Origin of the sequence: Acinetobacter guillouiae CIP 63.46, assembly GCF_000368145.1 — a bacterium.
GTDB lineage: Bacteria > Pseudomonadota > Gammaproteobacteria > Pseudomonadales > Moraxellaceae > Acinetobacter > Acinetobacter guillouiae.
Genome location: NZ_KB849285.1, coordinates 159,959 through 181,024 on the forward strand (window position 1 = coordinate 159,959; position 21,066 = coordinate 181,024).

At 36.3% G+C, this 21,066-nt stretch carries 20 protein-coding genes and 1 rRNA gene; 7 read left to right on the forward strand and 14 right to left on the reverse strand.

What is annotated here, in order from left to right:
• Positions 1-24 precede the first annotated feature (24 nt).
• The 4 genes from F981_RS17580 to F981_RS17595 form a co-directional block, all read right to left on the reverse strand.
• On the reverse strand, positions 25-2,514 hold the full coding sequence (locus tag F981_RS17580; RefSeq protein ID WP_004723807.1) for a DUF6160 family protein: 2,490 nt from the start codon (positions 2,512-2,514) through the stop codon (positions 25-27).
• 21 nt (positions 2,515-2,535) lie between these two features.
• Positions 2,536-3,288 carry a DUF6160 family protein gene (locus F981_RS17585; protein WP_004723808.1) on the reverse strand — a complete coding sequence of 251 codons (753 nt, stop codon included), beginning with the start codon at positions 3,286-3,288 and terminating at the stop codon, positions 2,536-2,538.
• Positions 3,289-3,304: 16 nt separating this feature from the next.
• Entirely contained in the window at positions 3,305-4,861 is a 1,557-nt protein-coding gene (locus tag F981_RS17590; RefSeq protein ID WP_004723809.1) for a hypothetical protein, read from the reverse strand.
• A 261-nt stretch (positions 4,862-5,122) separates the two neighbouring features.
• Positions 5,123-6,511: a hypothetical protein gene (locus tag F981_RS17595; RefSeq protein ID WP_004723810.1), complete on the reverse strand. Its 1,389-nt coding sequence runs from the start codon at positions 6,509-6,511 to the stop codon at positions 5,123-5,125.
• Between the two features lie 470 nt (positions 6,512-6,981).
• On the opposite strand from F981_RS17595, the gene F981_RS23750 reads away from it, so the two are divergent.
• Positions 6,982-7,128 (forward strand): hypothetical protein, encoded by a 147-nt coding sequence (locus F981_RS23750; protein ID WP_004723812.1) that lies wholly within the window; start codon positions 6,982-6,984, stop codon positions 7,126-7,128.
• A gap of 133 nt (positions 7,129-7,261) precedes the next feature.
• Here F981_RS23750 and F981_RS17600 read toward each other — a convergent pair whose 3' ends face one another.
• The 3 genes from F981_RS17600 to F981_RS17610 all read right to left on the reverse strand — a co-directional run bounded on the left by F981_RS17600 (position 7,262) and on the right by F981_RS17610 (position 10,240).
• Entirely contained in the window at positions 7,262-8,608 is a 1,347-nt protein-coding gene (locus F981_RS17600; protein WP_004723813.1) for a hypothetical protein, read from the reverse strand.
• A 329-nt stretch (positions 8,609-8,937) separates the two neighbouring features.
• Positions 8,938-9,507 (reverse strand): dCTP deaminase, encoded by a 570-nt coding sequence (gene dcd / locus F981_RS17605; protein WP_004723815.1) that lies wholly within the window; start codon positions 9,505-9,507, stop codon positions 8,938-8,940.
• Positions 9,508-9,646: 139 nt separating this feature from the next.
• A complete protein-coding gene (locus F981_RS17610) occupies positions 9,647-10,240 on the reverse strand; it encodes a LysE family translocator (RefSeq protein ID WP_004723817.1) in 594 nt (197 codons plus the stop codon).
• A 456-nt stretch (positions 10,241-10,696) separates the two neighbouring features.
• On the opposite strand from F981_RS17610, the gene F981_RS17615 reads away from it, so the two are divergent.
• Positions 10,697-11,248 (forward strand): DUF2062 domain-containing protein, encoded by a 552-nt coding sequence (locus F981_RS17615; RefSeq protein ID WP_004723820.1) that lies wholly within the window; start codon positions 10,697-10,699, stop codon positions 11,246-11,248.
• Positions 11,249-11,276: 28 nt separating this feature from the next.
• On the opposite strand, the gene F981_RS17620 is transcribed toward F981_RS17615, so the two are convergent.
• A complete protein-coding gene (locus F981_RS17620; RefSeq protein WP_004723822.1) occupies positions 11,277-12,155 on the reverse strand; it encodes a 5'-methylthioadenosine/S-adenosylhomocysteine nucleosidase in 879 nt (292 codons plus the stop codon).
• Between the two features lie 327 nt (positions 12,156-12,482).
• Positions 12,483-13,733, reverse strand: a complete 1,251-nt coding sequence (apbC, locus tag F981_RS17630; RefSeq protein ID WP_004723826.1) for an iron-sulfur cluster carrier protein ApbC — start codon at positions 13,731-13,733, stop codon at positions 12,483-12,485.
• Between the two features lie 320 nt (positions 13,734-14,053).
• Here apbC and F981_RS17635 point away from each other — a divergent pair, with 320 nt between their 5' ends.
• Complete coding sequence (locus F981_RS17635) at positions 14,054-14,353, forward strand: hypothetical protein (protein ID WP_004723828.1); 300 nt, start codon at positions 14,054-14,056, stop codon at positions 14,351-14,353.
• Positions 14,354-14,401: 48 nt separating this feature from the next.
• Here F981_RS17635 and F981_RS17640 read toward each other — a convergent pair whose 3' ends face one another.
• Entirely contained in the window at positions 14,402-14,590 is a 189-nt protein-coding gene (locus F981_RS17640; RefSeq protein ID WP_004723829.1) for a hypothetical protein, read from the reverse strand.
• A gap of 193 nt (positions 14,591-14,783) precedes the next feature.
• On the opposite strand from F981_RS17640, the gene F981_RS17645 reads away from it, so the two are divergent.
• Positions 14,784-15,002, forward strand: coding sequence for a DUF6500 family protein (locus F981_RS17645; RefSeq protein WP_004723831.1), 219 nt, complete (start codon positions 14,784-14,786; stop codon positions 15,000-15,002).
• Positions 15,003-15,006: 4 nt separating this feature from the next.
• Here the strand turns inward: F981_RS17645 and F981_RS17650 are convergent, their stop codons facing one another.
• The 3 genes from F981_RS17650 to F981_RS17660 all read right to left on the reverse strand — a co-directional run bounded on the left by F981_RS17650 (position 15,007) and on the right by F981_RS17660 (position 16,757).
• Complete coding sequence (locus F981_RS17650) at positions 15,007-15,309, reverse strand: putative quinol monooxygenase (RefSeq protein WP_016539416.1); 303 nt, start codon at positions 15,307-15,309, stop codon at positions 15,007-15,009.
• Between the two features lie 50 nt (positions 15,310-15,359).
• Complete coding sequence (locus F981_RS17655) at positions 15,360-15,854, reverse strand: hypothetical protein (protein WP_004723834.1); 495 nt, start codon at positions 15,852-15,854, stop codon at positions 15,360-15,362.
• A gap of 102 nt (positions 15,855-15,956) precedes the next feature.
• Entirely contained in the window at positions 15,957-16,757 is an 801-nt protein-coding gene (locus tag F981_RS17660) for a hypothetical protein (protein WP_004723837.1), read from the reverse strand.
• A 180-nt stretch (positions 16,758-16,937) separates the two neighbouring features.
• On the opposite strand from F981_RS17660, the gene metG reads away from it, so the two are divergent.
• From metG to F981_RS17675, 3 genes are all read left to right on the forward strand, one after another.
• The gene (gene metG, locus F981_RS17665; RefSeq protein WP_004723839.1) at positions 16,938-18,992 is read left to right on the forward strand and encodes a methionine--tRNA ligase; all 2,055 of its coding nucleotides are present in this window, start codon (positions 16,938-16,940) and stop codon (positions 18,990-18,992) included.
• A 122-nt stretch (positions 18,993-19,114) separates the two neighbouring features.
• Positions 19,115-19,588 (forward strand): hypothetical protein, encoded by a 474-nt coding sequence (locus F981_RS17670; protein ID WP_004723841.1) that lies wholly within the window; start codon positions 19,115-19,117, stop codon positions 19,586-19,588.
• Positions 19,589-19,730: 142 nt separating this feature from the next.
• On the forward strand, positions 19,731-20,708 hold the full coding sequence (locus F981_RS17675) for an MBL fold metallo-hydrolase (protein WP_004723842.1): 978 nt from the start codon (positions 19,731-19,733) through the stop codon (positions 20,706-20,708).
• A gap of 165 nt (positions 20,709-20,873) precedes the next feature.
• Here the strand turns inward: F981_RS17675 and rrf are convergent.
• Positions 20,874-20,988: ribosomal RNA gene (gene rrf, locus F981_RS17680) — 5S ribosomal RNA — on the reverse strand.
• Positions 20,989-21,066 lie beyond the last annotated feature (78 nt).

Here is a 21,066-nt window from a genome sequence, read left to right on the forward strand (position 1 = left end):
AAGCACTAGCCGACCAATAACGCATTAATTCCGAGGAACAATGTTAAATTCACTGGTCAACCGACCTCCTGTCAACGCAATTTCACCTAAGCGTGCACCCGAAACTAAAGCGCCATTCATAGATGGAGGATAGAAGTTTAAATCTCTCGCTCTAAATACACCGCCGACGGACTGTGTTGGATTAAATTGTAAACTTGCATTAAATCCAACCTGACCAGTCCCACTCGTTGAGTTTTTACTGAGCACAATAGCATTGTTAAAGCGAATATCACCCGTCAAGTTATCTAAACCAAGTATAGAACCATTGACAGGATCACTAATCTGGATGGTGTTATTTGTAGCTGCTAATTTTAAATCACCGACCACAGTTAAACGATTGCCTGTACCATCCGCTTTCATTTCACTATTTGGAATAAGTGACAAATCCATATCACCACCAAAGCGAAGTTTTAGACCAAACAACACATCATCACTTTTGGCGAAATTATTGGAATCAGATGCTCCCTTATTGCCACAAGCGACGCTTGCTGTTGCAATACCACCTGCACATGATGCATAGGTTGTTCCAGGTAAATAACCTGCCGCAACTTCAGCCGCCATCACCACCAACATATTTTTTAAACTTAAATTTAAACTTCCGTTTTCCACCCCGATACTGCCATTGCCTTTCAGCAACATATCGATGTTTCTTAAACCTAAATAATAGTCTTTAGAGGTACCGGCAATCGGAACACCTGCATCATTTTTTACTTGACCACCATCAATCACCAAAATCGAGGTTGTTTTATTGCCAAGCTTAGTTGTACCATTTTTATCCACACCCTCTGTACTTAAACCTAAAGAAAAACCGAGTCTAGAGGTTTGCATACCAGCTGTATTCGAGACACTGCTTTTCGCACCATCTGCTGAATAATAATAGGCTTTATCAGCATAAACGGTTGTGCCATACATCGCTAAATTGGCATTTAAGTTATAAAAGGGTAAAGCCAGTCCCCACTGATTATTTAAACCACTCTCTGTAAATAAGTTACCAGCAGCAACACCAGCGGCAGTGGTAAATCTCCCTCGTCTAGAGATGGCTTGGAATTCCCCACCACGAATTGAAGCGACCACAGCATAAGGACGATTACCCGCTGATAGGGTCGTATAAATATCTTGTTTATAATCACTTAAATTGGTTAAAGCTTGGCCATTACCAAAACTTGAATTTTGGAAGGTTGTGTTTACAGGTATCGTAACTTGCTTAGAGTCGGTAAGGTTTAAAAAAACATTCCCTGTGTCAAAAGAAGCACGCGTTCCCTTTTGTAAACCGGTTAAATTACCAAACTCAAAACCGTAACTATTTAATCCAGCACCACCAATTTCCAAAGTGGTTGCATCGCCACCACCAGCAAGCATGGTGTCACCTTCTTTGGTGAAATCCGTCTTCATACGAAATGCGATACCAGAACCACCAACAATATCTTTTCCAGTGTCTGCACCACTCGAATTAACAGCAGAACCAATTAAACTACTGGCATTCTGTACACCACGAAATTGCAATGAACCATTCACCATACGCCCACTGGCACCCACGCGAATCAGCCCTTTAGCACCTGTTGGCGTATTATAGCTATCGACATCATAAAGCGATGTAGGATTGATCCCTTTATTATTCACCATAATTTCAAGATTTAAACCCGCATTGGTTGTGGAAGTCCCATTTCCATAACTGCCTGTGTTTATAAAACCCGCCTTTAATGAAGCGGGATCAACCACACGGGTTAAATCTACATAACCATAGTTCGTATCTGGTGCCTGATTTGCACCCGCGATATTAGTTCCAGAATTCGTTTGTAATTTAAAGCCTTCAGCTGCATCGATAAACGCAAAACCTTTTCCTTTAAAGTTAAAGTTAAAATTCTTTAAAATCAGTTGATTTAATTGATTTGTGGCACTGCTTTGGCCTAAATAGATGTTGGCATTTTGAAGCCCTAAAGTTAACTCAACTTGATCTGTTTTACTTAAAAGACCATTGCTTGTTTTTAATCCAATACTGGTATTTGAAGCCGTCTGTACCGCTAAATTACCCAATTTTGCACTACAACGCGCCCCACTTGGATCACTATCACAAACACGAAATGAATCGACGGTCATCAGCATAGGAGAGAGTGATAAATCTAAATTCACTCCAGTTTTGCCCGCAACAGTGCCCATATTAAGCTTGATATCTGCTTTTAATGGATCTGTAGAAGTATTGCTCTGTTGTATTTTAACCGTATCTGCTGTTGCAACGAGCGCTTGACTGGTTGCATCTGCTTCTGCGCGACCTGCCTGATCTGTCCAGTACAATGTTTTAATATTGGCTTCTTTTAAGCTAGCCTCTATATGTACGCCATCCTGACCATTTACGTTTCTTAAATCGCTATCATCTAAAGCTTGTAATGCATAAACAGGTGCATGTATAGCCAACAAACTCAAAGCCAATGTATTTAAAATAAATCTTTTTCCATATTGTTGTTTTTTAATGTTCATCCCTAAACCCTCAGATTTATTTTAGCAACGCTTATTCATTGTAGAATCACAACTAAACATCATCAGCTTGCCCTGCAGCACAAGATTACCGTTCATTTGTACCCCCATAAAGCCCGTTTCTCGACCGACATCATAATTGTTTGCGGTAGAGCCATTAGCGCCCGTTGTTTGAGGTTTTGCTACATATTTATTGGCTTTTAAATAACCATACTGGCCTTCCGTTGCACCCGATGAGTTTTCCGTAACTGTTCCATCTGGATTAGTTTTACTGGTGAAATCATCTTTTTCGATAGAAAGAGAGTTGAAGCCAAAATTACGAATTTGAATCGGTTGATTCGCATCAAAAGATAACTGAATTGCGGGTTTGATCATCTGCATAGCAGTGGTATTTTTATAGACCAAATCAACACCGTCCAAACCCAATTTCTGGATATTAATCGTCCCTTGTACACCTTTAAAGACCACCCAAAGTTTATTCCCTTCAGTACTACTGGCTAAACCATTTGCATCAACATAGCGATTATTGACAGACAATGCCAAATGACAAAATTGTAATTTCTCACAAATACCGCCAGTACCATTATCAAACTTATAGGCATTATTTGTGGTGTAATATGAATCACTTGCATTAATTTGGTTCAATACCAATTTTAAAGATAAATCGGCACCTGCTTGTCCTTCAACTTGCTGCATGTCTGAATCAGTTAAAGCCTCCATCGCTGCCAAATGAGAACTCACCAAACTGGTTAAAATAAGAAGTACTATTTTTTTCATTATATTTCTTCCTATCCTATAGGCCTTTGGTGGTTATTTTCATATGCTGAATCAGCATTCCATCAATCAAGGCAGATCCTAAGTTATTCTGTGCATTTGAACTGGTGGCATTGTTTAATTGATTAAATGAAACCCCTACAGCCCCTGCTGATTTATCTGCAAGTAAAGTCTTCCCTGCATCCATACTATAAACAGTCCCTATACTAATACTACTGTGTGTTGCCGAACTGCCTTGATAACCCGCTATTGAACTTGTGCCACAGTTATAAACATTACAAGTAGACCCAGTATATGAAGTATCCGCCCCTGTATAATCCGTATAGATCTTCTTATAAATTGATTCTTTATTTGGGATTCTAGCCAGTTCTATACTAAAGTTTGTGCCATCAGATCCGAGAATCAAAGGCTGATATAATGAACCAAGCACCAAATTGGTATTCAAATTATAAATATAAATACCTTCTTTATCTGAAAAAGTCGGTGCTGTTCCGCCATTAATTGCTGGAGTCGACAAGATGTCTTGCGCTGAAGGTGTGGTACAACCATTTAAGTTACCAACCCCACATTCTTGAGTGCTAATCCTAAAAACATGGCTCATCAAATTCGCTGGAGCAGTCCATGAGTTTGCTGTAGATGTTCCCAATAATTTTGAACCATCACCACTATTTAATCGTATAACACCAGCCAAACCTAAAGTATTGTTATAAAAAGCACTCATACCACCCGTATTTGTAGCACCACCGAGCGTTTGGAATAATTGAATTTTACTGCCATTTAATCCAAAACCGTTAAAGATACCTTGTAAGCGAATACGGTTTGCTCGCCCCGTCGCAGTGGTACTAAACCCCTCGCCTAGATTAAATTGATTTGGATCTTTGTCAGCCTTACTTTGATCGCGTACAAAACCATCTGCCCAAAATGCAAGTTTAAGGTTATATGCATCTTCCCCACCAACATCATTGACAAAAGCACTGGTCGTCACTGTTTTCTTATCAGCAGCAAATGAATATAAATTTTCATATAACGGCGCTTCAAAATTTAAATACGTTACAGAACCCGCACCTGCACCAAAGTCAGGTACATTGAGGTCTGTTTTTACATTGAATATCCAAGGGTTGGTTGCAGTTCCCCAGCTTTTAATCGCAGCATTCGCTACGCCATTGGTTGATCCCGCATCCAATCTAAGGTTGGCATTATTGCTGGCATTTTTAGACAACGCTAAACCATATAGATATAAATCAGCTTTCCCGACTGAATGATCACTGGCATTCACAACACCATCTTTATTGGTATCTTGAACGATTGATGACAAAGGTCCCACAGGAACATAATAGATATAGCCTGTGTCTAAACTACGATTTGTAAGCACAGTATCTTGAGTTTGGTTAACTCCAGCGCCCTGAAAAACCATATAAGTGTCTCTAGGCAATAAAGCAATACCTTCGCCTGTGGTATCACTTAACTTTTCATCAGACATTTCTTCAAGTGCGAAGCAAGATTGGCTTAAGCATAAACCAATCAAACTCACCAAAACGGTTTTATGAAATTTTACCGTATAATTGAGTGTAGTCATCCACGACCTTCCTGTGTTATACGATGCTCCGCACCATATTTTATTTTATTTCTTAAATTCCCGACTTCAAACTGCACAAAAATACATATCCTTGTTTATACAGTTTTGTTATGTCTATCACACTTCATACTATGTAATTTTTTTAATTATGACAAAGTTTTTTTGGTTAAAATCTATCATTTCCGACAAATGAATCTTTTTAAGCAATAAACTCGCCATAAGGTTTAGCATAATTACTGCCAAAACATAATAAGTATTTGATTAACAGAACTTTAATGAGCCATAGCAGTTTGGAGTAAAATCCTGTTTAGCTAGTTGCAAGTTCGTTAATGTCATACTCGGTCTAGTCGCATCTTTCAAATCCACTTCTTTTAGAGGGATTGCACTCCCAAAAAGACAATTTTCCAAGGCTAAACTACCACACTGTACTGGTTTATCATTTAAATAAGTACTCACCTGATTCATCACTTCATTTAATGTGGCTTTAGGAATATCGACCCGATCAGTTGGATCAATCTTGCCAATATCAATCGGATTGGAAAATTCTAACCACCAACCTTTTTGTGCAACTGATTTATTTCCAGTCCATTGAATATCTTGTCCTTGCAATGACAATGATGCGGGTGTTCCATTTAAACTGGCTTTATGAAAATAACCCAAATCTTCATTAATAGTCACATCCACATTCAAGTTTTGAATTGTGCCACTGGTTTCTTTATCCAAGTTAATAACACCAAGTGCTCTTGCAATAATATTACCACTTAAATCAATATCTCGTACCAATGCACTGGCTTTTAAAGTCGCACTATTGATACGTTTTCCTGTAATCTCTTGTTCCAGTAAAGACAAATCACCTTTTAAAATATTACTGCCCGTTGCCTTATCTCGTAAATTTAAATTATATGCGGTTGTCGTAAAACCAATAGGGATAAAAAAAAGAGCACAACATGCTTGGCCATTAATTGCATTATAACCATCTGACTGTATCAACTGTCTTCTGGCAGTTTCTCCCGAGACTAAACTTGAACCAAAACCATTGACCAAAGCAGTCCCCGTAGTTGCGGCGACTTTCATATACCCACTTAAGGAATTAATTCCATTTTTTGTACCGCTATTTTCTGTACCAAACGTCAGCAAACCCACTGCTTTTTCTGAACTTAAATTTATTCCCACGACTTGTCGTGTAGAAGCGCTTCCTGGATTTTTAATGGCAAATTGAATAAAAGGGTTGGTTAAAACAGCACTTGACCCTACACGGGCAGCTCGGTCAGAAGTACTATCTGTATTTGATGTTGCAGAATTTCCTAAGCCACTTAGACCTAAATTATCAATATCAATGTCGCAGTTCCCTGCTCCATTTACACCACCACAACCCAACTGTAATTTTTTAATATTGGCATTTAATTCAAGTTCAGCTTCTAAACCTAATTTATAAAATCCAATACTTTTATCTCCACCTGATCGTTTTGCTTCCATATTTGCTGAATCGGTGGGTGCAACATAAGTCAAACTCATTAAAGCCTGACCTGTCGTTTCAGAGAGTTGCTCATCAGACATACTTTTTAAAGTTGTAGACTGTGCATATACAGCAGATATTGCAACAACACTGAATGAAAAAAGTGTTGCACACAAAGCCTTTATTTTAAGCATGAACATCTCCTTATCCTTAGATTATGTTCAAAATTGTGAAACTCTATTGTTCCAATAATCAAACCTAATCTTAGATAAACTTCATAAAATTTAGGCTCTTACTGTTATGAAAATGTATTTTAGTTTTCAATAGAGAAATATAATGTGATTAATCTATCATAATGCTTTTAAATATAGGTTAAATTTCCGACAAAATGACTGTAATTTTTGTTAATAAACCAAAATACCAAATAGCATAAAAACACATGAAAAAACATCTATAGAAATTTTCAAGAATAAAAAACGATTTAAATTCAAATATAAATAAAAAATCAAAGATAGATATAAAATAGTTCAAACATTTTAATTAAAATGAATCTATTTAAAGCAAGTATTTAATATTTAAATTTTTTGAACCTTTTTATCGGATATTTTCAAATCTATTCCATTTTAACTTTATAGTAAAATCTCAAAATAAAAAGGAATACACCATGAAAAGAATGATATTCGGTTTAATGATAAATTCAATCTGTATAAGCAGTTGGGCTGCATGTAGTTATGATTTTGATGCAACTCAAACACAAATTCAGTTCACCTATCCAGTTGGAACGACAGACATCTGTGGCAATACAATTTAAACTATAAAAAACCCATTGAATGATCTACCCCCTATAAGTTGGACGGATTAATTAAGGGGTTTTCAAGGACTGAGTCCTGTACTGCACAGGGCTTAGTCCTTTTATTTTGAAGTCACTATAAACCAATAAAAAATTAACAGAATTTTAATGAACCATAACAATTACGATAAGGCTGTTCTAATAAAGTAATATTTCCATCTTTCGCATTTGAACTTGAAGCAATATTACTCACAAGATTACTTACTTTATCTGAAATATTAAGCGTAAAAGCATCTTGAAGATACATACTCCAACCTTTACTCACTGCTGCTGCATAATCAGGATATTGTAAATTTTGTGCAGATAGAGCAATACCAAAGGTATTTGAATTCACATCTATTTGATGCACGTTACTTAAATTATAAGGCATTTGATAAGTGCTCAATCCCGAAACAGAAGTGCCTAATCCTGTTGCTAACTGTTGTTTAATATAATCGGAAATACCACCTCTTAACACTGGTAATAAAGCATTACCAATATTTGCACCAAAAGATCCAGAACAAATACCAATAATCCTTACACAAGAGTTACTGGTATTTAACTCCAATGCTGAAGTGGTTGAAGTACCATTTATAATATCATCTACAACTGAACTTAAGTCCAAACCTATTATTTTTGCTTGACTAACACGGTTCCCAACGACAGAAACAGCTAAACCATTTCTACTTACAGTTGAATAATTTGCGGTAATTTCACTATATTTTACTGAAGCTAAACCTAGGTTTAAAATTGTAGCATCATCCAATCCTAGAAAAGCACTAGGTGTTGATATCGCTCTTGAATTCCAGGTTGTTGAGGTTACAGGAGAAACATTTGTTTCACCTAACATTGTTAAATTTGCCTTTCCTGTAAAATATCCACTAAAACTATTTAAATTACCGATAGATAATGGGCCTTCTGCTTTTTCTGCTCCTATACGTATACCAACAACTTCTCGAGTAGAGGCACTATTAGGATTTTTAATTGCAAATTGAAAATAAGGATTTGTTAAGACAAAATCCTTCATATTCTTTTGATTACTAATGGCATTATTACTATCAATGCCAGTAGGTTGATTCGGGTTTGTTGTTGCAGATGTAATACAATAGCCTGCTGCCCCTGTAATACAACCAAAAGAAACACTATCTAAATCTAAATCACAAGCACCACTTCCATTGGTACCACCACAACCTAATTGAAGTTTTTTGATATTTGCATTTAATTCGACAGTCGCTTCTAAACCTAGTTTATAAAACCCAACAGTACTATCCCCACCTGTGCGGCGAGCCTCTAAATTCGCAGTATCTGTTGGTGCAATATAAGTCAAACTCATGAGTGCTTGACCTGTCGTTTCTGACAATTGTTCGTCAGTCAATGCCTGTAAAGTCGCAGCATGAGTCGTACTCATTGCTAAAACACTCAATATTAGTAATACAACACTTAAATATTTTCTTTCGAACATTGTACGCTTCCATCCTTAGCAAAGCTTGACCTTATTTTTATACCAAGGCTAAATTATCCTTCGAATCTTGAAAAAATAAAATGATATAAATAACATTTATATTTAGCATCTTTTTATATCATAGATTAAAATTTATACCGAGATTTTTTTACACTTTCCGATAAAAAACAATAATTTTAAATACATTTAAATCTCATTTGGTTATGTTTAATTATGATTTAATTTAAAAATTTTTATTGAAAAATAATATATTAAACATATTTATCATGTTGATATATACATAAAAAAAGCAAGTGATTTACACTTGCTTCTTTCAGCTCATTTTTAATTTAAGCTTTAGGTAAGGTTACCCCAACCTGACCTTGGTATTTACCACCACGATCTTTATAAGAGGTTTCACAAACTTCATCAGATTCAAAAAACAGCATTTGAGCAACACCTTCACCGGCATAAATACGCGCAGGTAAATTCGTCGTATTTGAAAACTCTAATGTCACATGACCTTCCCATTCAGGTTCAAGTGGCGTTACATTTACAATGATACCGCAACGTGCATAAGTCGATTTACCTAGGCAGATCGTCAAAACATTACGTGGAATACGGAAATATTCAACAGTGCGTGCTAACGCAAATGAGTTTGGAGGGATGATACAAACATCAGATTCAATGTCGATAAAACTACGCTCATCGAAATTTTTAGGGTCGACAATGGCAGAGTGAACATTGGTAAAGACTTTAAACTCACGTGCACAACGTACGTCATAACCATAGCTAGATACGCCATAAGAAATTAGCTTTTCACCATGTTCATCATAACGCACTTGGTTTTCTGCATACGGTTCAATCATACCGTGCTTTTCGCTCATTTCACGAATCCAACGATCAGACTTAATTGCCATTTATCTCTATCCCAAAACTGTGCTATTTACTGCGCTGTACTTTAACTGAAATTGCTTTTGAAAGGAATGTTTATGACGAAATAGAGCAACCCAAGTCTGTAAGTAAACGTACAAACTTAAGTTTAACTATAATCGATTGTTAAAGGCTTAAAAGTGCTGAGTAGCTCAGTGGTACAGTAAAACTCACTAAAACTAAAGACGCAGTTCTTTGCATATTACGCTGATTGAGCCAAGTCACTTTATTACTGCAAATCACAGAACCAATAAATGTCCAAAAAAATGCAATCGGTACGATTAATAATAAAAACACCAACATATGTGAAGTATAAGCAGACGCATTTTGCCATACATGTGTTGGAAAAATTGCAGAAGCAAAGAGAAGTGCTTTCGGGTTTAAAAGGGTTGCAAAAAATAACTCACGCGCCCGAATTGTCGCATGATTAAAGTTTTCATCTCGATTTGCTGTACGCCATAATTTTAAAGCCAGGAATAAAATATAACCTGCGCTAAATAATTTAAGAATAACGGGTACACTTGGAAACTGTTTAGACACAGATCCAATAATTAATCCCCAAATGGTAATGGAGATAAGATAGCCAAGCGCTTCCGCTGGAATTAATGCAAGAGATTTTCGAATTCCAACTTGAATTCCAGAAGATGCTAAAAGCGTATTGGTTGGTCCTGGTGTTAAAAGAATCGTCACCACCAAGCCAATAAAAAACCATGAAATCATTAAATGACCTCATCAATGGATTGATCGCAGATTAAATCTTTTAAATTGAATTGGCAAAAAATTAATTGTAAGAGAACTTATTGAAGAACATTACCCTAAATAAAAATATATTTTATTTTCAATGCTTTGAAAACTTAAAATCAGATAAGAACTGCAAAGTCACTGATCGAAGAAATGCTGTTTTTATGTCCAAAATCAAACTTTAAAATCAATAATAATACCTTTTAAATCAGTAAGTTTATTCCCAAATAGCACACTGATTAGCGGTAAAATACCAAGTAGTTCCGTTAAAGGCCATCTTTGGTACGAATCAAGGGCTTTTTAAGTAAATTTTCAGTTTTATTGACTATTCTTTATCCATATTTCTCTCTTACTCATTAGGTTTTTTGTCAGAAAGGTTGTCGTTTTTATCTACATTGATGCACAATAGTTACCTTTCTTGCATTTTCTACTTTTATGGCAAAGCATTTTTTTCAGTCTTGGCTCCCTAGTCCAGAGCGAGTCAACAATTTGAAATTCATGAAGATTTTTGGCGATAAAGCCTTAAGTCCTCAGCTTTGGTATGTCAATCGAAAATCAATTTCTAAGGCAATGTTTATTGGTACCTTTTGGGGCATCTTGCCTATTCCATTCCACACCTTATTAATTATTTTTTCAGTATTATTCTTTGAAGCTAATTTACCGATTGGTTTAATTTTAGCTTGGATCATGAATCCCTTAACCATTGTGCCAATTTTGATTTTTGCCTTTTGGATTGGTTCCAAAATTTATCATGTGCATATGATCAATAAGGAAATGTTACTCGGTGTTTTCCATCAAATCATTCATTGGATCAAAAACTTTGGGCATGGGCATATTGATTTTAGCCTAGCCAAAATTCTTGCGACAGGTTTATTTATTGAAGCATTTGTATTTGCATCGCTACTCTTTATTGCAACACGTATTTACTGGCGTTGGAGCGTGATTAAAAAGTGGAATAACCGTAAAAAACAGCCCAAAACTCTCTAAGCAAACTCCAATTTATTTTGATAAAAAATTACTTTAAAGCGGCTTGTTTAGCTTTCATATATTCAACAACCACATCTAAAACATAATGCTGGCATGCTTCTCCAGTACCTGGGTCATATGCGCCCCCATTGGTAATATTGTTCGATAAAATACGAACACCAAGGAATGGTACTTTATATTGGCTGGCAATTTGTGCCACAGATGCCGCCTCCATTTCCTCTACAGAAGTGCCATAGTTTTTATGGAAAAATGCAATTCGGTCCAACTCATTGTTCCAAACATCTGCTGAACCAATAGTACCTTCAACCACACGGCCCTTGCTATAATTGGTTTTTGCACGCTGCGCTGCCAATAACAGATCTTTATCTGCTTCAAATTTACGAATCGCAATCGGTTCAGGATCAGACTCATCCGTAGGCAGCACATCAAAAGCTTCTGTCCATTCAAGAGAATTTGAACCCTCTCCAACTGCTTTTTTAGGTGTTCTAAACGCACCAATATTGGTGGTGTAACGACCTAAAACAATATCATAGACATTAAGATTTGGATCATGTCCACCTGATGTTCCTTGGTTAATAATCGCAATGGGTTTATAACGTTCAATCGCAATTGCTGTTGCGGCAGCAGAGTTGCTCATTCCCATTCTTGTTTTAGAGATAATCACCGGATAACCTTGATAGGTTCCTTCCCAAAACGTCCAACCACCGAACGTTTCGACTGTAGAATTGCTTAGTTTTGAGGCCATTTGCTCAGATTCTACAGGTAATGCACCTTGAATAATGATGGGTTGCAATGATTTCTGTGTCGTTGAATTAGAATTGGTTTTATCTGAATCACTATCATTACATGCAGCCAAGAACACCGAACTACAGATTCCTAAAGCACATAAGATTTTTTTTAATAGCATGGTCTACTCAATGGTTTAAATTAGAAATTATACCTAAGCAATGAATATACCAGTTGATCAATTTTCTATATTTTTATACAGATAGTTAAGAGAAGGCGATTTAAATTTTATTTTTGAATTAAGAATAACTTTAATTAACTTAACATCGTTTGTACCATACCCTTCATATTTAGCATTAATTATTTGATTTTTGAGGATACTGAAAATGGGCAGTGCATATAAAATCTTATTATCGAGTAAGTTTAAATATTTCATTGATTCATTCTCAACCATCCTCTCCTTAATTCAATGGTTAAAATAAAGAGAGGACGCTTGAGAGATCAATTCTTAGAAAATTCTATGCGGATCTTTTTCGGCTTTAGGTAAAGCTTGTGCAATTTTTTCAGCAATAGCCATATAGTTTTCTGCAGCAACATCTCCTGCTATCACAGAAGGTTTACCAGCATCAGCATTTTCACGAATTTGAACATTTAGAGGCAATCGTCCCAACAACGGAATATTATATTGCTCAGACAATTGATCGCCGCCACCTGTACCAAAAATTTGTTCTTCATGACCACAGTTTGAACAGATATGTGTCGACATATTTTCCACAACACCCATAACTGGAATATGTACTTTATTAAACAGTTCAATTCCTTTCACAGCATCCATCAGGGCTACATTCTGAGGTGTTGTCACAATCACAGCCCCTGTTACAGGAATACGCTGGGCAAGGGTTAATTGAATATCACCAGTACCAGGTGGCATATCGATGACTAGAACATCTAAATCAGGCCATAGCGCTTGATTAAACAGTTGCATCAATGCACCTGTGGCTTTTGCACCACGCCAAGCAACTGGTGTATTTTCTTTTCCAATCAAATGACCGATTGAAAGTACCGCCATACCATAAGCTTCTAATGGTACAAAATTTTCACCTTCTATTTTAGGTGTTTGCCCTGCATTCCCCAGCATTGTTGGAATACTTGGACCATAGATATCAGCATCCAAAACCCCGACTTTTAAGCCTAGTTTGTGCAAAGCCAATGCGATATTTACTGTGGTAGTTGATTTACCCACACCACCTTTACCCGATGATATAAGGATCACATTTTGAATTCGAGGGTGCTTCGGAATATCACGTTGTTGTGGTGCTGCTTTTTGAATCGGCGGATTATTAGGATCTTCTTGTGTATTTGCCATTTTAGCAGAAGCATCGACAACTGGAGGAAGATTAGGATGTTGCTCTTTGGGCTTTGAAGCGCAACTATGCCCTGCTTTTCCATGTTGGTCACTGCCACAACTTGAATCATGTTGAATTTTTTGTTGGATCACATGCAGATTCAATTCTTGAATACCGCACTTCTCCAATGCATCTGCGAGATCATCATGAATTTTTTGTAAATGATCTGCCTCTTCTGGATAAGTATTAATTGTCAGTTGTAATACTCGGCCTACAACATTCACTTGAGTAATACGATCTTTTAAAACATTTGAATTTGGCAAAATATAGTTTTGCAAAACAGATTGGACTTCTTCCTCTTTCACCTCCTGCGCAGGAGAAAAAACTGATTTAAGCGAAGAAAGCCACGACATAGATTTGCTCCAAATTTGCAAATACAATAAATACTGAGAACAGATAGTTTAACTGTAAATTGACCTGAGGTTAAGCAAACTTCTATTCAGCTTTTTGAATGTTGTTATTAATCCTACTGATTTAGTTGGTTTAGCATCCAAAATAATCCATTCAATCATTTTATCTCATTGTTCAGAATGAACTTTTAGTTTTTGCGATTTAGTTTGCTATGACAAACGCTGTCTTAATAATTCCCATACAAATACTGGATAAAAAATAGCTATAGTCACATTGGGTCATAACAACTTTGTGTAATTTTTGACAATAATAAGGTAGGTCTATGAAGTCTCTATTATTTTTAGTTTTTTCTTTAATCATTTCGAGTTCAGCTTTTGCTGGAACATCTACAACTACGGTGCGGACATCTTCAGGACAACTGGTTTCTGTAAGTGATAGTTTGACGGAAATGTCGACACGGATTGGCCAATCTCCAATTTCAATGAACACTTATGAACGTAAAGAAGGTAAAACGACGGTTACCGTATCCAACTATATCTATGAGATTGAGAATGTAACTTATACTTTTACGGTGGTGAATAATCAGATTCGTGAAATTGAGTGGATTCGTAAAGAACCTTAAGTAAAAAGTATCACTGAACAGCATGGCGCTGTTCAGTGATTGTTCAAATTACTTTTCATCATCTTTTTTGTGCTTCAAATCATTTACAGCTTGCTCACCTTTAAGCAGTGTTTCTTTTGCTTTATGTTTGAGGTCATCTGCAACTTTTTCAGCACCTAATTTTGCTTCTTTGGCTTTTAACTTCACATCATCAATTACTTCAGAAGCTTTGTTTTTTAAATCGTCTAAATTTGTCATGATTTTCTTCCTATTTAATTAAGTCTCACCCTAGTTATAACAACTGAAACTCCATAAAATGTAAAAAGATGCATTTCTTTAACAATTCATACACAGTTTGTAGCGATGTGTTTTTTTGTTTCAAAATGAATAAAATAGCCTATTCTGATTGATTAAAAATCATTGAATTAAAACAAACACTGAGTCTTATCGAATGCAACACTTAATGAAAGAAAAAATTATCCGAGTCTGTAATGATAAAATTGCTAAAAAGGGAGATGATGTTGGTTTATCTTTTTATGCATTCTTTGCCAATAAAAATGATGACCCAGAAACCTTAATGCAAGTGGCAGAATGGTGGATTAAAACCCATCAGCTTGATCATTTTGAAAAGGCAATCAAGATTAAGAAAATGATTGAAGATGAATGCTAAATATTCATTTTTTAAACAATTCATCATAATGCTGCATATGGGTAAAAATTCCGTCTTGTCTTCTATGTTGATCAATTTTCGGGACTAAATCCTGAAAATGGGAGGATTGAACATGGGCATCTAAAGCAGCTCGATCCACCCATTCCTCAATAAATACAAAATGCCCTGTATTGCGTAAATCATGATATAAATCATAGGCTATACAGCCCGCTTCTCGTTTAGTTTGCTCAACTAATTGTTGATATAAAGGTAAAACTAAATCAATTTTATCCACTTGGATAAAGTCTTCAGCAATCAGTTTAAGCATAGGTAATTTCTTATTGATATCGAAGTTCGAACATAACATGAAACGCAAATTTAAACCCAATGATGTACTTGTTTTCTAAACATATTCTGCGTATTAAATTTTCTGTATAAAATGAGATAAATTGCATTTCCGAGAATTAGACCGATACAAAACGGGAACAATAACAGTAAATAAACGAAGATTAAATAACTCAATGCCTCGATAAAGCTAGATAGAGCACCATCTAAACATAAAACTAAGAATAAAAAACTTAGCATCATGATAAAGATCAAAGTTATAGATTTTATAATCTGTGTTGTTTCGATGATTTTTTGAGGTACTTTAAATACTTTAAAAATAACAGTGTAACTAAAAAACCCGACCAGCAGTAAAAATGGAGTTAAATACAATACGACTTCCATGCCTCGGCTTGAAGTTCGTTCAGAAGCTGAAATAAATAAATCACCCTGATAAAAATATAGAAAAAGACAAAATGGCACAACTAAACTGAGAACAGCCGCTAAACTTGCAAATGCTGAAGCAACAAATACATACCAAGACCGCATGATTTTCTCCTTCTTCGATCTTGGTGTTAGTTTCTAAAATTAAAATGTAGCGTGTTTGATTAGGATGTGAAATTTAGGTGAAGAATCATCACGATTCGAACTTTATGATCGGACATTTCCCATAAAACTGACTGCCGCAAATAGCCAAATAAACAATACGAAACTGCGACCCTGATTAAAATGATTTAAATCCGTACCATGTAGAATGTTATGCCGTGTCATACTCACCGTTGAACTACTATCCATCTTATAAGCAGCCAACTCTAAAAAATAATGATTCAATTCATTGGCAATTTTAGCTTTATGCCACAAACTTTTAATCTCATGACCTTTTAACCCAGGAACGATTTTATAGACATCAATAAACTTGGTGTCCTGTTGTTTTAAATAACCATTTTGAACTAAAACAGCCGTTAACAAACCTTCCAATTGAGCATAAAGCAATGGAATACATCCCGCATACAACTCTAATTGATAGAGTTTAAAGCTTTGTTCTAACACAGCTTGGTATTGTGACTTCTGCTCACCCAGCGCTAATTGATCAAAAGCTTTAAACATCTCGGACTGAAAAAACGCACTGTTGATCACATCTAAAAGATTAAACTGAGCAATATCCTCAGCTTCATGTATTAATTGCCAAAAATGCAATAGATTGAGAGCGTCATTGGCAATTTTAGCCCCCACAGGCTGATCCAATTGATCGGCTAAAACTTCAAAATAAGGCTCTTCTTGAGCAAACCCATTGAGTGTTTCAATAAGATACTGATGTTCATCTTCAGAAATATCTGCAAAATAGCGTTCAGCTTGTTTCAGAATATTTTTTTCAATCAGATTTTTACTATTTTGATTTTGTGGAATACGGGTTACAGGCTGGTCATCATCAAAATATTCATCATCAATCATAGATTTATTACTCTTGGGAAATACACGAATACGTCATTCTATAATAATGAATTGGCAGATATAAGAATATGCGTAAAAATCTACATTTGAAAAGAATTCACCTATTCTGTTGTGCATCTTCATAGCAATTACGCTAAAATCAATGCCCTTGCATTAACTTTGAGAAAGAGAGTTATATCCGTGCGAAATATTTTAGTCACTAACGCCCTTCCATACGCAAATGGTCCTATTCATATGGGTCACCTACTCGGCTACATCCAAGCAGATATCTGGGTTCGTGCCATGCGTGCAATGGGTCATGAAGTGACTTATGTCTGCGCGGATGATGCACACGGTACAGCAATCATGCTCCGTGCAGAAGCCAATGGGATTAGTCCAGAAGCACAAATTGCCAATGTGCAAAAAGAGCATATTCGTGATTTTGATGGCTTTGGCGTACATTTTGATCACTATGATTCAACCAATAGCGATGAAAATAAAGCCCGTTCTGAGAAAATCTATATTAAAAACCGTGAGGCAGGCAATATTGCGATTCGCCCTGTTACTCAGTTGTTTGATCCTGAAAAAAGCATGTTCTTGTCAGATCGTTTCATTAAAGGTACTTGTCCAAAATGTAAATCAGAAGATCAGTATGGCGACTCATGCGAAGTATGCGGTACGACCTATAATGCAACAGAGCTATTAAATCCACGCTCAACATTAAGTGGTGCGACACCTGTTGAAAAATCATCAGATCATTATTTCTTTAAACTCCCAAACTTTGCCGAATACTTGCAAAAATGGACGCGCGATGAAGGTCGTTTACCTGTTTCGATCGCCAATAAGTTAGATGAATGGTTTGAAAATGGTCTAAACGATTGGGATATCTCTCGTGATGCACCTTATTTCGGCTTTGAAATTCCAGATGCACCAAATAAATATTTCTATGTTTGGGTTGATGCCCCGATTGGTTATATGTCAAGTTTTGAAAATTACATCAAAACGAAACGCCCAGAATTAAGCTTTGACGACTACTGGAAAAAAGATTCTAAAAATGAGGTGTATCACTTCATTGGTAAAGACATTGTATATTTCCATGCGTTGTTCTGGCCTGCGATGTTAGAAGGTGCAAATTACCGCACCCCTACAGGTCTATTCGTAAATGGTTTCTTGACTGTAAATGGTCAAAAAATGTCAAAATCGCGTGGCACATTTATTAAAGCTGAAACCTATCTACAGCACTTAAATCCTGAATATTTACGTTATTACTTTGCTTCTAAACTCTCTGATAAAGTTGAAGATTCTGATTTGAATCTTGATGACTTTGTACAAAAAGTAAATTCAGATTTGGTAGGTAAAGTTGTGAATATTGCCAGTCGTTGTGCAAAATTCATTAACAGCAATTTTAATAATAGCTTGTCTACAACATGTGCTGAACCTGAACTGGTTCAAAGTTTCATTGATGCGGGTGATTCGATTGCTCAATCTTATGAAGCGCGTGAGTTTTCAACCGCTATACGTGAAATCATGGCACTTGCTGATCGTGCAAATCAGTATATTGATGAGAAAAAACCATGGGCTTTGGCAAAACAAGAAGGTCAGGAACAACAAGTTCATGATGTCTGTTCTGTTGGGATCAATCTATTCCGCCAATTGGCTGTTTACTTGGCACCAGTACTTCCAACTTTGGCAACACAAGTTCAAGACTTCTTAAAACTTGAAAGTTTTGATTTTACTTCAGGAAAAACGGTTTTAGTTGCGCATGAAATTGCTCAATTCCAACCATTGATGCAACGTGTTGATCCCAAAGCAGTTGCTGCAATGGTTGATGCATCAAAAGAATCTTTAGCTGCTGCAACACCAGCGAAAGCAGAAAAGAAAACTGAAAAAGCCAAAGAGAAAAAGCCTGAAGCCAAAGTGGGTGAAGCAGAAATCATTACGATTGATGACTTTATCAAAGTCGACTTGCGTGTTGCTGAAGTCTTAGAAGCAGCAACAGTAGAAGGTTCTGATAAGCTGCTTCAATTGACTCTAAATGTCGGTGAAGCTGAACCACGTAATGTATTCAGTGGGATCCGTGAGTTCTACAAACCTGAAGACTTAACTGGCAAATTGGTGGTTATGGTTGCAAACCTTGCGCCGCGTAAAATGCGTTTTGGTATTTCAAATGGTATGGTGCTTGCTGCTGGAAATGGTGATGGCGTTTGGGTGATTTCACCTGAATCTGGTGCGAAACCAGGTGATAAAGTTTCTTAAGTATTGATTGTCTCATCCTAGACGATCATAAATCACTAAAAGGCTTCTTCGGAAGTCTTTTTTTATGCTAATGTTTTACTACACTATCATTATAAAAATGAAAAAAAGGGGCTCGCCTCAATATGGATATGTCAAAAAATAACAAAAGAAAAATATCTGCATTTATCCTCTGTGGTCCATTCATTGGTACATTTATTATCGCAATCACATTTCACAGCGAAATTATTTTTTATAATCCAATGCGGTTTTTAAAAGGACTCATTACACCATCTATTATATTTCCAATGATCGCTGCATTCATCTTGATTACTCCATTTGGTTATCTCCTAGGGTGCATTCCAGCCATCATTACCAATCTCTTATTTAAACACTTTTTTGCAAGTAAATTAGCGTTAGCCTCTTGGCGTTATAGTTTAATCTATGGGTGTCTTTTAAGCTTTATGCTAGCCCCTTTTATTCTTATCATTGCTATAGTCACGCCGTCCCCTTTATTCACTTTTCTTTACCTCCAGTTTGTCCTTATACTACCAACAACGCTGATTTGTACTTTTATTGAATGGAAAAGAGCCAGAAATCGTCAGGATATCAATGAATGACCTCACATAGCTGATTCGATCATTGTGTATATTAATAAAAAATTCGCTTACAAAAGTAGATTTTTTTTCATATATAAAAAGCGCCGTGATGAACCAATCCATGTTAAAAAATAATTCGTTAAATTAATTCTGATCAACTCCAATGAAAAAAACTGCCCTATCATTATCAGTCCTTTTATTCGGCTTATTCCCTCTTACATCACAAGCAGAAGTCACCAAAACATTACCGATCATTGAACAACAAGCGCAAGTAGCAGGATTTTACCAACATCAGCTGGGCAATACACAAATTACAGCCTTGCTAGATGGCACTAACTTTATGTCTCCCACACTATTTAAAGATATTTCACAGGATAAGGTTCAAGAAATTTTAAAGAAATATCATGCAGATCAAGCCAAAGGTGTGCAAACATCAGTGAATGCATTTTTAGTTAACACAGGTAAATCACTGATTTTGGTGGATAGTGGTACTGCAGATTGTTTCGGTGCACATCTAGGCTCTGTATTAAAAAATCTCAAAGCTTCAGGTCATCAACCTGAACAAGTCAATACGATTTTACTAACACATTTACATCCTGATCATTCATGTGGTGTCAGTAAAAATGGCATAGCAAACTACCCAAATGCCACCATCTATGTCTCTGAAGATGAAGCAAATTATTGGCTAAATCCGAAACAAGCTGAAAAAATAGCACAAGATAAACGTGCCAATTACTTAGCAACTGTAGAAAAGATCAAAGCCGCCCTTGCACCCTATCAAGCTAAAAAACAGTTTAAAACATTTAAACTGGCTGACAACATCAGCGGATTTGAAGTGATCAGTACTGCTGGTCATACCCCAGGGCATTTTAGTTACAAACTAAAAACAACGGGTGAAGATATTGTTTTTATTGGGGATATTGTCCACTCTCATACAGTGCAATTCGATAAACCAGAAACAGCAATAGAATATGATATTGACCCGAAAACAGCTGTTCAAACCCGATTAAAGCAGTTTGCTGATTATGCAAAACATGGGCAAACCATCGCAGCACCTCATTTACCATTCCCAGGCATTGGACATATTTACTCAGCCGATGGGAAAAGCTATCAATGGATTCCTGTTCACTTTAAAGATTAATGATTTTATTATTTAAGTAGAATATTCCTAATGATTTTTAAAAGCTCCTGCTAAGGCTAGAGCTTTTATATTTCCTTTCGCAGTTTTCTTTTCATTTCGCTAATAAACACCGCGCATAAAAAAACACCCCAATCTCGTTAAAGATCGGGGTGTTTTAGATTTAAAAGCTGGCGATGACTTACTCTCACATGGGTAACCCCACACTACCATCAGCGCTAAGAGGTTTCACTTCTGAGTTCGGGAAGGGATCAGGTGGTTCACTCTTGCTATTGTCGCCAGCAAACTGTTATGGACTTGTTCGGGTCTTATTTAAATGCCTTACTTCGTACCAAATGAGTTTAACAGAACATTTGAGTTG